We start from the raw sequence: 14709 nt of genomic DNA on the forward strand, positions 1-14709 counted from the left end.
CGAAGCGCCCCCGGCCTCGTGTTTTACAACCGCACCGAATCAATATGCCAGATGTTTTCGGCGTACTCTTTGATCGTCCTGTCCGACGAGAAGTAGCCCATGTTGGCGATATTAATCATCGACTTGGTGGTCCACTCTTCCGGATGACGATACAGTTCATCAACCTTATCCTGGCAATCAACGTAGCTGCGATAATCCGCCAGCACCTGATAGTGGTCGCCAAAGTTAATCAATGAGTCCACCAGGTCGCGATAGCGTCCCGGCTCCTCAGGGCTGAATACGCCACTGCCGATCTGCGTCAGCACCTGATGCAGCTCTTCATCTTTCTCGTAATACTCACGCGGCTTGTAACCCTGACTACGCAGCGCCTCCACTTCTTCCGCCGTATTACCAAAGATAAAGATATTTTCTGCGCCCACATGCTCCAGCATCTCGACGTTGGCGCCATCCAGCGTACCGATGGTCAGCGCGCCATTCAGCGCAAATTTCATGTTACTGGTCCCGGAGGCTTCGGTCCCGGCCAGTGAGATTTGCTCAGACAGGTCGGCGGCAGGAATAATCACCTGCGCCAGGCTGACGCTGTAGTTAGGAATAAACACCACCTTCAGCTTGTCGCCAATTTGCGGATCGTTGTTGATCACTTTCGCGACATCGTTAATCAGGTGAATGATGTGCTTCGCCATGTAATAAGCCGAAGCCGCTTTACCGGCGAAGATATTCACACGTGGCACCCACTCGGCGTCAGGATCGGCCTTAATGCGGTTGTAGCGGGTGATCACATGCAGCACGTTCATCAACTGACGTTTGTATTCGTGAATACGCTTTATCTGCACATCAAACAGCGATTTCGGATTCACCACCACATTCAACTGCTGCGCGATGAGCGTCGCCAGTCGCTTTTTGTTCTCCAGCTTCGCATGACGCACCGCCTGATTTACCAGCGGGTAATCGCAGTGTTGTTCCAGTTCGCTGAGCTGACTGAGATCGGTGCGCCAGGTACGGCCAATGTTCTCATCCAGCACATTGGAAAGCGCCGGATTCGCCAGCGCCAGCCAGCGACGCGGCGTCACGCCGTTGGTAACGTTGCAAAAACGGATCGGGAAGATCTTCGCAAAGTCAGCAAACAGCGACTGTACCATCAGGTTGGAGTGCAGTTCCGACACGCCGTTAACCTTGTGGCTCACCACCACCGCCAGCCATGCCATACGCACCCGGCGGCCGTTGGATTCATCGATGATCGACGTCCGCCCCAACAGACCCGTATCGCTCGGATACTGCTCCTGCAGCGTTTTCAGGAAGTAATCGTTAATCTCAAAGATAATTTGCAGGTGGCGCGGCAGAATTTTACCCAGCATATCCACCGGCCAGGTTTCCAGCGCCTCGCTCATCAGCGTATGGTTGGTATACGAGAAGACCTGACAGCACACCTCAAAGGCATCGTCCCAGCTAAACTTGTGCTCATCAATCAGCAGACGCATCAGCTCAGGGATCGACAGCACCGGATGGGTGTCATTGAGGTGAATAGCAATTTTGTCCGCCAGGTTGTCGTAGGTTTTGTGCAGTTGGTAATGACGACTCAGGATATCCTGCACCGTGGCGGAGACCAGGAAATACTCCTGACGCAAGCGCAGCTCGCGTCCCGAATAGGTGGAGTCATCCGGATACAGCACGCGGGAAACGTTCTCGGAGTGGTTTTTATCTTCCACCGCCGCAAAGTAATCGCCCTGATTGAATTTACCAAGGTTGATTTCGCTACTGGCCTGTGCATTCCACAGGCGCAGCGTGTTGGTGGCATCAGTGTCGTAACCGGGGATAATCTGGTCGTAGGCAACCGCGAGGATCTCTTCAGTTTCTATCCAGCGCGTTTTCTTGCCTTCCTGCTGAATACGCCCGCCAAAACGCACTTTGTAGCGCGTATTGTGGCGTTTGAACTCCCATGGGTTACCGTATTCCAGCCAGTAGTCTGGCGACTCTTTCTGTCGGCCATCAACAATGTTTTGCTTGAACATGCCGTAGTCATAGCGAATACCGTAGCCACGTCCCGGCAGTCCCAGCGTTGCCAGCGAGTCCAGGAAGCAGGCCGCCAGGCGCCCGAGGCCACCGTTGCCAAGACCCGGGTCGTTTTCTTCGTCGATCAGATCTTCAAGATCCAGCCCCATGCCTTCCAGCGCATTTTTGACATCGTCATAAATCCCCAACGATAACAGTGCATTGGAAAGCGTGCGGCCAATCAGGAACTCCATAGACAGGTAATAGACCTGTCGAGTTTCCTGGGATAATTGCGCACGATTAGAACGCAGCCAGCGCTCCACGAGACGATCGCGCACCGCGAACAATGTGGCGTTCAGCCACTCATGTTTATTGGCAATGACCGGGTCTTTACCAATCGTGAACATCAGCTTGTAGGCGATAGAATGCTTAAGTGCCTCTACGCTGAGTGTGGGCGATGCATAAGTAAATGGAGCATTCATATAGGTGATTCCTGGATAACTATTTCAAGCGATAGTAAAGCTCACGGTATGACTTCGCCGCGACTTGCCAGCTAAAATCCATGGTCATGGCCTGACGTTGTACAAACCGCCACAGCGAAGGCCGGGACCACAATACGAAAGCACGCCGGATCGCCCGTAGCAGCGACCAGGCATTACTATCTTCAAATACAAACCCACTGGCGATACCGTCCGCCAGGTTCTCCAGCGAACTATCAGACACCGTATCAGCCAGCCCACCGGTACGTCGCACCAGCGGCAACGTGCCGTACTTCAGTCCATACAATTGTGTTAAGCCACACGGCTCAAAACGGCTGGGCACCAATATCACATCAGCCCCGCCCATGATGCGATGCGAGAAGGCTTCATGATAGCCAATCTGTACGCCCACCTGGCCCGGATGTTCCGCCGCCGCGGCGAGGAAACCTTCCTGTAATACTGGGTCGCCCGCGCCAAGTAGCGCCAGCTGTCCACCCTGCTCTAACAGACCCGGCAGAGCCTCCAACACCAGATCCAACCCTTTCTGACTGGTCAGGCGGCTCACGACAGCAAACAGCGGCACTTTATCGTTAACCTTAAGTCCCATCGCGATCTGTAGCTGACGTTTGTTCTCCGCCTTCTCTTCCAGCGTGTCACGCGTATAGCGCGACGCCAGCAGCAGGTCAGTTTCCGGGCTCCAGATTTTTTCATCAACGCCGTTCAGCACGCCGGAAAGCCGTCCTTCGCGATGACGCTGCTGCAACAGACCTTCCATACCATAGGCAAACTGCGGCTCGGTAATCTCCCGCGCGTAAGTTGGACTCACCGCCGTAATGTGGTCGGCGTAGTACAACCCGGCCTTCAGGAACGAAATCTGGCCGTTAAACTCCAGCCCGTGCACATTAAAGAACGACCATGGCAATTGGATGTCATCCATATGCTTTGCATAAAACATGCCTTGATACGCCAGGTTGTGTACGGTGAACACCGATTTCGCCGGATGGCCGCGCGCCGCCAGATACGCCGGGGCCAGGCCAGCGTGCCAGTCGTGCGCATGCACCACATCCGGGCGCCAGAATGGGTCAAGGCCGCAGGCCATTTCACAGCCGACCCAACCCAACAGCGCAAAACGCAGCACGTTATCGGTATACGCAAACAGGTTCGTATCGTGATACGGGCTCCCGGGACGGTCATAGAGATGTGGCGCATCAATCAGATAAATGCCGACGCCGTTGTAATGTCCGAACAACAGCGTTATCCGTCCGGCGAAGGTATCCCGACGCGTCACGACCTGCGCATCGGGAATGCCGCGACGAATATCAGGAAACGCCGGAAGCAATACGCGGGCATCCACACCGTCCGCAATTTGTGCCGCAGGTAACGCCCCAATAACATCCGCCAGTCCCCCGGTTTTTAACAGGGGGAACATCTCTGAACAAACGTGTAAAACCTGCATTATCGCTCCTGTTTGATTTGCAGTTTGCGTAGCATTTCACGCGTGACCAGCACAATGCCTTCCTCTGAGCGGTAGAAGCGACGAGCATCTTCTTCCGCATTTTCGCCAATCACCATGCCCTCAGGAATGATGCAGGCGCGATCGATAATGCAACGACGTAAGCGGCACGAACGTCCAACCCACACTTCAGGTAACAACACTGCCGAATCAATGTTACAGAAAGAATTCACCCGCACGCGCGGGAACAGAACGGACTGCACCACCACCGAACCCGAAATAATACAGCCACCGGAAACCAGCGAGTTCAGCGTCATGCCGTGGCTGCCGGAACGGTCCTGAACAAATTTCGCCGGAGGCAGCGATTCCATGTGCGTTCGGATTGGCCAGTCCTGGTCGTACATATCCAGTTCAGGCGTCACCGAAGCCAAATCGAGGTTCGCCTTCCAGTAGGCCTCCAGCGTTCCCACATCGCGCCAGTACGGTTCGGACTCTGGGTCAGACTGCACGCAGGACAACGGGAATGGATGTGCATACGCCATGCCAGCTTCAGTGATTTTCGGGATAATGTCTTTGCCGAAATCGTGGCTGGAGTTTTCATCGAGGTCATCTTCCGCCAGCAATTCATACAGGTAATCGGCGTTAAAAACGTAGATCCCCATACTGGCAAGGGATTTGGTCGGATCGCCTGGCATAGCCGGCGGGTTGGCAGGTTTTTCAACGAACTCGATAATTTTATCGGTGTCGTCCACGTCCATTACGCCAAACGCGCTAGCTTCTTCGATCGGCACAGGCATACAGGCCACGGTGCAGCGCGCGCCTTTCTCGACGTGGTCGATCAGCATGCGTGAGTAGTCCTGCTTATAAATATGATCGCCCGCGAGGATCACCACATATTCCGCTTTATAGCGTCGAATGATATCCAGGTTTTGGGTTACCGCGTCCGCCGTGCCGCGATACCAGTTTTCACCCTGCATTCTCTGCTGGGCAGGCAGCAGATCGACGAACTCGTTCATCTCTTCGCTAAAGAACGACCAGCCGCGCTGAATATGCTGCACCAGCGTGTGGGACTGGTACTGAGTGATCACGCCGATACGGCGGATCCCGGAGTTAATACAGTTGGATAAAGCAAAATCGATAATGCGGAACTTACCGCCAAAGTGCACGGCAGGCTTGGCTCGTTTGTTGGTTAAATCTTTCAGACGGGTTCCGCGGCCACCGGCCAGGATCAGGGCAACAGATTTTAATGGCAGCTGGCGCGCCAACATTACACGATCGTTCTTCTCTAAACTCACCATGACTAACTCCTTTTTATCTTCTCTGGAACACACACAGTCCGTGCGCAGGTCCCTGCCAGACAGCCGTAAGCACCGGATTATCCTCTCCGGCAAATGGGGGAATGGCGTGCCATTCCCCTTCAGGTAAAACGATATCTGTCACCTCAAGCGTGGCGTTTATTGCAATCAGAAAACGGTCTGAAAGCTGGATTTGCATCTGCCTCGGGCCGTTTTGCCACTCATCCGCACTTAAGGGTTGTGCGTACTTATTCAGCCAACGAACATTGCCATCACCCTCTTCCCACCAGCAATCCCCCGTTAATGCGGGTATTTGCCGGCGCAGATGAATCAGCGCGGCAGTAAATGTGGTTAGCCCACTGTTTGCCTGCTGCCAGTCCAGCCAGGTTAAGGCGTTATCCTGACAGTAAGCGTTATTGTTGCCGTGCTGGCTATGACCATGCTCATCGCCCGCCAGCAACATCGGCGTCCCCTGGGAGAGCAACAGCGTGGTTAACAGCGCATGAATGCTGTCGCGCCGCCGTTCAATCAGGTCCAGCGTGCCGCCTAATCCTTCTTTACCATGATTGTCGCTGTAGTTATTGCTAGTGCCGTCGCGATTTTCCTCACCATTCGCTTCATTGTGCTTATTTGTGAAGCACACACAGTCGCGTAGCGTAAAACCGTCGTGCGCGGTCACCAGATTGACCGTGGCGCTGGGTTTGCGGCCATTGCGTTTAAACACATCGCTGGATGCAGCGAAACGTCCGGCAAACTCACCTAAAGACAGATTACGCTGAAGCCAGAAGCGTCGACTTGCGTCGCGAAAATGGTCATTCCACTCGGCAAACGGTGGGGGAAAATTCCCCACCTGATACCCGCCTTCACCAATATCCCACGGTTCCGCAATCAGTTTGACGCGAGAGAGCAGCGGACAGTTTTGGATCGCGGTAAACAGCGGCGCATCCTGACGAAACGCAGGCGTACGCCCCATGACGGATGCTAAATCAAAACGAAAGCCGTCCACGTGGCAGGTTTCCACCCAATAACGCAGGCATTCACATGCGTATTCCACAACGCCAGGATGGCTCAGGTTGAGGGTGTTCCCGCAGCCGGTCCAGTTGTAGTAATCACCATCGTCCCTGATCCAATAATAGCTACGGTTATCAATTCCGCGCAGGGAGAAGACCGGTCCTTCAAGATCCAGCTCGGCGCTGTGGTTCAAAACGATATCGAGAATGACCTCAATCCCCGCTTTGTGCAGCGCTTTTACCGCGTCGCGAAACTCATCAAGCGCACTCTCCGGCGAGCAGGCATAGGCCGGATGCAGCGCGAACATGGCCACCGGGTTGTAGCCCCAGTAGTTCGACAGGCCCAGCCGCTGAAGTCGCGGTTCGCTGGCAAAATGCGCCACCGGCAGCAGCTCCAGCGCGGTAATACCGAGACGCTTGAAGTAATCGATCATCACCGGATGACCCAGCGCTTTGTAAGTCCCGCGAATCTCTTCCGGCAGGTCAGGATGCAAATACGTCAACCCTTTGACATGCGCTTCGTAAATCACGGTATTGCCCCACGGCGTGCGCGGCGGGGCATCATCCTCCCAGTCATAATGGTCGGACACCACCACGCCCTTCAGCGCGATGGCGGCGTTATCACGGTGATCTGGTTCATTTATCCCGCCGTGCAGCAGCGGGTTATCTTTTAACTCGCCCTCTACCCGACGCGCGCAAGGGTCGAGCAGCAGCTTGGCTGGGTTAAACCGGTGGCCCTGCTGCGGTTGCCATGGGCCATGGACGCGATAGCCATAGCGCAGACCGGGCCGGGCGTTGGCCAGATAGCCGTGCCAGACATCGCCGCTACGCCCCGGCAGGTCGTAGCGGAGTTCGCAGCCTTGCTCATCGAATACGCATAATTCAACGCGCTCAGCGTGGGCCGAGAAAAGGGTGAAATTGACGCCATGGCCGTCATACGTTGCACCATGGGGGGTGGCGTTGCCGGTTGCCAGTTGCGTCATTCCCCCTCCCGAACCAGCCAAATCGTTGCCAACGGCGGCAACGTGAGGCTCAGTGAATGCTGACGACCATGACTGGCGATTTCATCACTGTGCACCGCACCGCCGTTGCCGGTATTGCTGCCGTGGTAATGCATCGAATCGGTATTGAGGATCTCTCGCCATTTCCCCGGCTGATTGATACCGAAGCGATAGCCGTGGCGGGGCACAGGCGTAAAGTTACTGACCACGATGATTTCATTGCCGACCTTGTCACGACGCACGAAAGCCAGCACCGAACGTTCGTTGTCATCCACCACCAGCCACTCAAAGCCATAGGCGTCAAAGTCGAGCTCGTGCAGCGCTTTGTGATGACGGTAGGTGTGGTTCAGATCGCGCACCAGACGCTGTACGCCGTGGTGCCAGTTGTCGCCGCCTTCCAGCAGGTGCCAGTCGAGGCTGGCGTCGTGGTTCCATTCACGTCCCTGCGCAAACTCGTTGCCCATAAACAGCAGTTTCTTACCGGGGAAGGCCCACATCCAGCCGTAGTAGGCGCGCAGGTTGGCAAACTTCTGCCATGCGTCTCCCGGCATGCGATCGAGAATGGATTTTTTACCGTGTACCACTTCGTCATGCGACAGCGGCAGGACAAAGTTTTCGGTGTAGTTGTACAGCATACCGAAGGTCAGCTTGTCGTGATGGTACTGACGATGAACCGGGTCCAGTTTCATGTAGTCCAGCGTGTCGTGCATCCAGCCGAGGTTCCACTTATACCAGAACCCTAAACCGCCCATGTCCTGCGGTCTTGAAACGCCAGCAAAATCAGTGGACTCTTCCGCCATGCTCACCGCACCCGGCACCTGTTCGCCAAGAATACGGTTGGTATTGCGTAAAAATTCAATAGCTTCGAGGTTTTCACGACCGCCAAATTCGTTCGGAACCCATTCCCCTTCTTTACGGCTGTAGTCGCGATAAATCATCGATGCCACGGCATCCACGCGCAGCGCGTCGATACCAAAGCGCTCAATCCAGTACAGGGCGTTGCCCACCAGATAGTTGCTGACTTCACGGCGGCCATAGTTGTAGATCAGCGTGTTCCAGTCCTGGTGATAGCCTTCACGCGGATCGCTGTGTTCATACAAACTGGTGCCATCAAACTGAGCCAGACCAAAGTCGTCCGACGGGAAATGACCCGGCACCCAGTCGAGAATGACGTTCAGCCCCGCCTGATGCGCGGCATTGACAAAATAGCGGAAGTCATCGCGCGTGCCGAAACGGCTGGTCGGCGCGTACATGCCGGTAGGCTGATAACCCCAGCTACCGTCGAACGGATGCTCGTTAATCGGCAACAGTTCAAGGTGGGTAAAGCCCATCCACTTGGCGTAAGGCACCAGTTGATCCGCCAGCTCGCGGTAGCTCAGCCAGAAGTTGTTATCGGTATGACGACGCCATGACCCCAGGTGCACTTCATAGATAGAAATCGGCGCATCAAACTGGTTGGCTTTTTTGCGCTCCTCACTTTGCACCACTTTTTCCGGCAAACCACAGATAAGCGATGCGGTTTCCGGGCGCATTTGCGCTTCAAACGCGTAAGGGTCCGCTTTGATTCGCAGCTTACCGTTGGCATCGATCATCTCATATTTATACAGCTGACCCTGCTGGGCACCGGGGATAAACAGCTCCCAGATACCGCTTTCTTTGCGCAGGCGCATCGGGTGGCGTCGACCATCCCAGTAGTTGAACTGCCCAACCACTGACACGCGTTGAGCGTTAGGTGCCCAGACGGAGAAGCGCGTACCGGTTACGCCATCCATAGTATCCGCATGCGCGCCCAGCGTTTCGTAAGGTCGCAGGTGCGTACCTTCAGATAGCAGCCAGGCATCCATATCCTGGATCAATGGGCCAAAACGATAAGGGTCATCAATCAGATTCTGCTGTCCATGCCAGACAACGGCCAACTGATAGCGAAAGAAATTTTTACGGCGGGGAAGTACAGCACAGAAAAAACCGCGAGAGTCGAGGCAATCCAGCTTGCCGACTTTGCGTCCGGTTTTGGGTTCGATCACCCACACTTCGGTGGCGTCAGGTAATAAGGCGCGGACTTCAAGTCCAGCGTCAGTTTGGTGCATACCGAGTACGGAAAAAGGATCCGCAAAATGGCCTGCAATTAGCGCATTAATCACGTCTCTATCGATACGAACGGACATGGTTGTCATCCTGTTTTATGGTGTCACCCCTTCCAACTGATTTTCGACATCAGGTAGCGACACTTTTTTTGACCTGAACGGCGCAGCACAATTGTGCATCCTCTCTGCGTCGTCCCACCTTCAGGCAACAACTTAATACCTCCGGTACTAAGTCACCCTTAAAGAATAGCCAATGCTTTATCTTACTCCTGGTAAAAAATGAAACATCTGCGCTTACTCCTGTATTACGCAAAAAAAAGGGTGACTCAGCACCCTTTGATCATTAACAAACCATTACGCCAGTTGACGTAACATGCGGCGCAATGGCTCCGCAGCACCCCAAAGCAGCTGGTCACCTACGGTAAAGGCTGACAGGAACTCCGGTCCCATATTCAACTTACGCAGACGACCTACTGGCGTGGTCAACGTGCCGGTAACGGCCGCCGGGGTTAACTCACGCATGGTGATTTCACGATCGTTTGGTACTACTTTCGCCCACGGGTTGTGCGCCGCCAGCAGTTCTTCCACGGTCGGAATAGACACATCTTTTTTCAGTTTGATGGTGAACGCCTGGCTGTGGCAGCGCAACGCGCCGACGCGCACGCACAGACCATCAACCGGGATCACGGAAGACGTGTTGAGAATTTTGTTGGTTTCCGCCTGTCCCTTCCACTCTTCACGGCTCTGACCGTTATCGAGCTGTTTGTCGATCCACGGAATCAGGCTACCGGCCAGCGGTACGCCGAAGTTATCAACCGGCAGTTCGCCGCTGCGGGACAGCGTCGTTACTTTACGTTCGATATCGAGAATAGCAGAGGATGGGGTCGCCAGTTCATCGGCCACATGGCCATACAGATGACCCATCTGAGACAACAGCTCGCGCATATGACGCGCGCCGCCGCCGGAAGCCGCCTGGTAGGTCGCCACGGAGACCCAGTCGACCAGGTCGTTGGCAAACAGGCCACCAAGGGACATCAGCATCAGGCTAACGGTACAGTTACCGCCGACAAAGGTCTTAATCCCTTTATTCAGGCCATCGGTGATGACATCCTGGTTAACCGGATCGAGAATAATGATGGCATCGTCTTTCATACGCAGCGAAGAGGCCGCGTCAATCCAGTAACCCTGCCAACCGCTTTCACGAAGCTTTGGATAGATTTCGTTGGTATAATCGCCGCCCTGACAGGTCACGATGATATCGAGCGCCTTCAGCGCGTCCAGATCAAAAGCGTCCTGAAGCGTGCCGGTCGCGGTTCCACCGAATGTCGGTGCCGCCTGCCCGAGCTGGGAAGTAGAAAAGAAAACAGGGCGAATGGCGTCGAAGTCACGCTCCTCAACCATGCGTTGCATGAGAACAGAGCCGACCATACCGCGCCAGCCGATAAAACCAACATTTTTCATAGCGTTTTTTTCCTGCAGAGATGTGTGCTGTGTATGTATGCCAGTGTCCTGGTGGCATATCCTTCACCATACAAAATGCAGCCAAAGTCGCAAGTGAAATTAATCAATGATAGCGAAGCCATCAGTAATGCGACTTATCCCGCTGCGCAAGCAAGCAGAAAGTCCGCGGTAATTATCAGGGAATTTGAGTTATGAATGAAATCATTTCAGCGGCAGTTTTATTGATCCTGATTATGGATCCACTCGGAAATCTGCCCATTTTCATGTCCGTATTGAAACATACCGAACCGAAACGCCGCCGCGCGATTATGATTCGCGAGCTGTTCATTGCGCTGTTAGTGATGCTGATATTCCTGTTTGCGGGCGAGAAAATTCTGGCATTTCTTAACCTGCGCGCGGAAACCGTCTCTATCTCCGGGGGCATCATTTTGTTCCTGATCGCCATTAAGATGATTTTCCCCAGCGCCACCGGGAATAGCGCCGGGCTTCCGGCGGGTGAAGAGCCGTTTATCGTCCCGCTGGCGATTCCGCTGGTAGCCGGTCCGACAATCCTGGCCTCATTAATGCTGTTGTCGCATCAGTACCCGAACCAGATGGGGCATCTGGTGATTGCGCTGCTGATCGCCTGGGGCGGTACGTTTGTGATTCTGTTGCAGTCGTCGCTATTTTTACGCCTGCTGGGGGAGAAAGGGGTGAACGCGCTGGAGCGCCTGATGGGGCTGATTCTGGTGATGATGGCCACCCAGATGTTCCTCGATGGCGTACGGATGTGGATGAAGGGGTGATGTACTCGTTTCACGCCGGGTGGCGGCTTCGCCTTACCCGGCCTACGATGTTGATGTGTGCTCATTTGTAGGCCCGGTAAGCATAGCGCCACCGGGCAATGGTGTTGAAACTGGAAGAACATGGCATTTCAGAGAACGGTTCCGTTCACGTTATGTTCGTTGCTTCTCTGGAGTTTCTTCATCGGTGAACGTGTTAAGGGGGCTACGCAGCCCCCTTAACAATCCCGGCTCTCCGGCAGGAAAATCGCCGCGTCGCGGTTCCCTCGCCTTATTCCTTCCCGCTTCCGGGGACGGGCGCAGGTAGCATCCATGCAAACGGCGCCCTCGACGCGCATCCCTGCGCGTCGCCCCGGCGTCCAGGAAACAGCTCAGCGATTTTCAGCCGGGCCAACGGCGCCGCTGTAATTTCAGGTATTCCTTATGCTTTTAAGTCGCTGATATAACGTATTTTCATTTCTGCGAGGTGCCTTCCGGAATGCCCTCTTGTCAGCATCGCGGATAAGCCTTATCTTCTCGCTGCACCTGCAAAATCAGGTGCCAGAATTAGCCTTCTGAAAATCATACTGGCGACATATACTTCTATGTCGTGCGACCGATTTCGCCTCAATGGCGGGTCGAGCGGGGGCGTCGCAAGACGCGCCGGTATCCAGTATGACCGGTAAGGCTAACTCCGCTCGATTCCGCCACCCGCGAGATTAGCCTCTCCGGTGGTGGTTTAAATAAAACATACTGGAGGCTGCCCTATGGCGACTACCCCTCTCTTTTCACACTCTTTATTTACCCTGCCCTTTAGCCATGCCACGGATTTCACCGAGCTGGCGGATAACTGCGAGCGTTTTGTCGAAGGGCTGGTTGAATGCCATGACCCGGTTGAAAAGCTGGCGATTTGTGCACGTCTGTCGGCCTGTTTCGCGTTATTACAACCGACCTTAACGGAGCCTGTACCGCAGCATCTACAGGCCAGCCTGACAGTGGAAACCTTACCGACCCGTTTTCCCCTTTTCGAGCCTGAGCCCGACCAGATGGGACGTTACTGCCAGCTTTTGACGCATTTGCTGATGAGCAAAACGCTTTCTGATGATATGGAGCGAGTGGCAGGTGATTTGCTGCAGGATTTGGTGGGTTATTTCGCCGACACGCTGAAAGCGCCGCGCTGGTTAAAAACAGATGAAGGCATGGTAATGCTGTAAAAAAGCCGGGTGACGCTTACCCGGCTTACAGTGTGCAATGAATTCAGGCCCGGTAAGCGCAAGCGCCACCGGGCAACAGGACTCAGCTCAACAGCTGGAAAGCAATCATACCGACAATTGCGCCGACCGTGCCGAGGATGGTTTCCATCATCGTCCAGGTCTTCAGCGTTTGTGCTTCCGTTGCGCCGGTAAATTTACCGAACAACCAGAAACCGGCGTCGTTAACGTGGCTGACCACGATCGAGCCGCCTGCGATACAAATAGACAGTGCCGCCATCTGTGCGCCGGAGAAGTTTAGCTGTTCAATCACCGGCATCACCAGACCGACCGCCGTTAAGCAGGCTACGGTTGCGGAACCCTGAATGATACGCACCGCTGCCGCCAGCACGAAGCAGGTAATGGCAATCGGCAGACCCATTCCGGTTAACGCTTCGCCCAGCGCCGGACCGACGCCGGAATCAACCAGCACCTGTTTAAACACGCCACCTGCACCAATCACCAACAGGATAATCCCCGCCGGTTGCAGCGCATGACCGCAGATCTCCATCACTTTGTCTTTTGGCATACCCTGGCGAATCGCCAGACCGTAAATCGCCACCAGACACGCTACCAGAATCGCGGTAAACGGATGGCCGATAAACTCAAACCATTCGTAAGTTGAAGAACCAACCGGCACAAAGCGCGCGGCGATGGTTTTCAGACCAACCAATACCAGCGGCAGCAGGATCAGCGACAAGCTAAAGCCGAAGGACGGCATTTTACCTTCGCCCAGATGCGGCTCAGTAATATCATCAGGAATGTTCAGCTCAACGTAACGGCTGATGAAATTGCCCCACAGCGGTCCGGCGATAATCATGCCCGGAATCGCGGCGCACAGACCAATCAGGATCATCCAGCCAAAGTCGGCGTGCATCTGAGAGGCCAACAGCATTGGCGCAGGCCCCGGCAGCAGGAACGCTGCGGCCGCCGCCACGCCCGCAAACAGCGGAATGACCAGCTTTACAAGGTTAGTACCGGTGTGGCGCGCCATTGAGAACGCCACGCTAATCAGCAGCACAATTGCCACCTCAAAGAACAGCGGCAGCGCGCAAATCAGACCGGCCAGGCCAATCGCGTAATGCGCGCGGCTGTGACCGAAGGATTTCAGCATTTTGACGGCAATTTGATCGACTGCGCCGGTCTCATGCAAAATCTTGCCAAACATCGCCCCCAGCGCCACAACAATCGCCAGGAAACCGAGCGTGCCTCCCATCCCTTTTTCCATAGTCGCGGCGATTTTATCGAGCGGCATACCGGAAAAGAGACCTGCACCAATAGACACCACCATCAAAGCAAGGAAGGCGTGCATACGCGCCTTCATCACTAAAAACAGCAGTAATAAAACGGACCCTACTGCTGTTAAAACAAGCGTTAATGTACTCACTACTTACTGCCCTGGTTAATAACCTCAATGGTGCTGGCGACCACACCGTCCAGTGGTTGATCGATATCGACCACAAGTACATCGCTTTCATTCGCACCTGGTTCTTCCAGCGCTTCAAACTGGGTCACCAGCATCTGCGTTTTGAAGAAGTGGCCTTTACGCGCTTTCAGACGGCTTTCGATAACGTCAAAATCCCCTTTCAGATAGATGAAAGAGAGGTTCGGGTTACCGTCGCGTAGCTGGTCGCGATAGACTTTTTTCAGAGCGGAACAGACGATCAGCGAAACCTTGTTGGTACGCTGCATCGCAAAGGCGGCGTCGTTCAGCGCCTGTAACCACGGTTTACGGTCATCATCGTTGAGTGGCTCACCGGAAGCCATTTTCATGATGTTGCTGCGCGGATGGAGAAAATCGCCATCAAGAAACGCGGCCTGCAGTTGATGCGCCACTTCGCTGGCGACAGCAGATTTACCGCTGCCCGATACGCCCATCAGAACGTAAACGTGGTGATCATGATTAGTCGTGCTCAAAGCGTTGCC

The 14709-nt window shown here is 54.6% G+C and carries 10 protein-coding genes; 2 read left to right on the plus strand and 8 right to left on the minus strand.

The window, feature by feature from the left end; genetic code table 11:
• Positions 1-23: 23 nt before the first annotated feature.
• The 6 genes from glgP to asd form a co-directional block, all read right to left on the minus strand.
• The gene (gene glgP / locus OGY19_RS00735) at positions 24-2471 is read right to left on the minus strand and encodes a glycogen phosphorylase (RefSeq protein ID WP_115601359.1); all 2448 of its coding nucleotides are present in this window, start codon (positions 2469-2471) and stop codon (positions 24-26) included.
• Between the two features lie 19 nt (positions 2472-2490).
• Positions 2491-3924, minus strand: coding sequence for a glycogen synthase GlgA (gene glgA, locus OGY19_RS00740; protein ID WP_115601358.1), 1434 nt, complete (start codon positions 3922-3924; stop codon positions 2491-2493).
• Complete coding sequence (gene glgC / locus OGY19_RS00745) at positions 3924-5219, minus strand: glucose-1-phosphate adenylyltransferase (protein WP_057067161.1); 1296 nt, start codon at positions 5217-5219, stop codon at positions 3924-3926. Before glgC ends, glgA begins: the two co-directional genes overlap by 1 nt.
• Before the next feature lie 13 nt (positions 5220-5232).
• Positions 5233-7209, minus strand: a complete 1977-nt coding sequence (glgX, locus tag OGY19_RS00750) for a glycogen debranching protein GlgX (RefSeq protein WP_115601357.1) — start codon at positions 7207-7209, stop codon at positions 5233-5235.
• Positions 7206-9392, minus strand: coding sequence for a 1,4-alpha-glucan branching enzyme (gene glgB, locus OGY19_RS00755; protein WP_105242203.1), 2187 nt, complete (start codon positions 9390-9392; stop codon positions 7206-7208). Before glgB ends, glgX begins: the two co-directional genes overlap by 4 nt.
• A gap of 273 nt (positions 9393-9665) precedes the next feature.
• Positions 9666-10772 (minus strand): aspartate-semialdehyde dehydrogenase, encoded by a 1107-nt coding sequence (gene asd, locus OGY19_RS00760; protein WP_003023482.1) that lies wholly within the window; start codon positions 10770-10772, stop codon positions 9666-9668.
• Positions 10773-10963: 191 nt separating this feature from the next.
• Between asd and yhgN the strand changes: the two genes are divergently transcribed.
• Positions 10964-11557 carry an NAAT family transporter YhgN gene (gene yhgN, locus OGY19_RS00765; protein WP_061068747.1) on the plus strand — a complete coding sequence of 198 codons (594 nt, stop codon included), beginning with the start codon at positions 10964-10966 and terminating at the stop codon, positions 11555-11557.
• A gap of 743 nt (positions 11558-12300) precedes the next feature.
• On the plus strand, positions 12301-12747 hold the full coding sequence (locus OGY19_RS00770) for a lipoate--protein ligase family protein (RefSeq protein ID WP_016151111.1): 447 nt from the start codon (positions 12301-12303) through the stop codon (positions 12745-12747).
• Between the two features lie 82 nt (positions 12748-12829).
• Here the strand turns inward: OGY19_RS00770 and gntU are convergent, their stop codons facing one another.
• Both gntU and gntK read right to left on the minus strand, forming a co-directional pair.
• Positions 12830-14170: a gluconate transporter gene (gene gntU / locus OGY19_RS00775; protein WP_003023477.1), complete on the minus strand. Its 1341-nt coding sequence runs from the start codon at positions 14168-14170 to the stop codon at positions 12830-12832.
• Entirely contained in the window at positions 14170-14700 is a 531-nt protein-coding gene (gntK, locus tag OGY19_RS00780; protein WP_048213572.1) for a gluconokinase, read from the minus strand. The genes gntU and gntK overlap by 1 nt, the downstream gene beginning before the upstream one ends.
• Positions 14701-14709: the final 9 nt, after the last annotated feature.

The sequence above is a fragment of the Citrobacter sp. Cy070 genome, from assembly GCF_030332245.1.
Classification (GTDB): domain Bacteria; phylum Pseudomonadota; class Gammaproteobacteria; order Enterobacterales; family Enterobacteriaceae; genus Citrobacter; species Citrobacter youngae.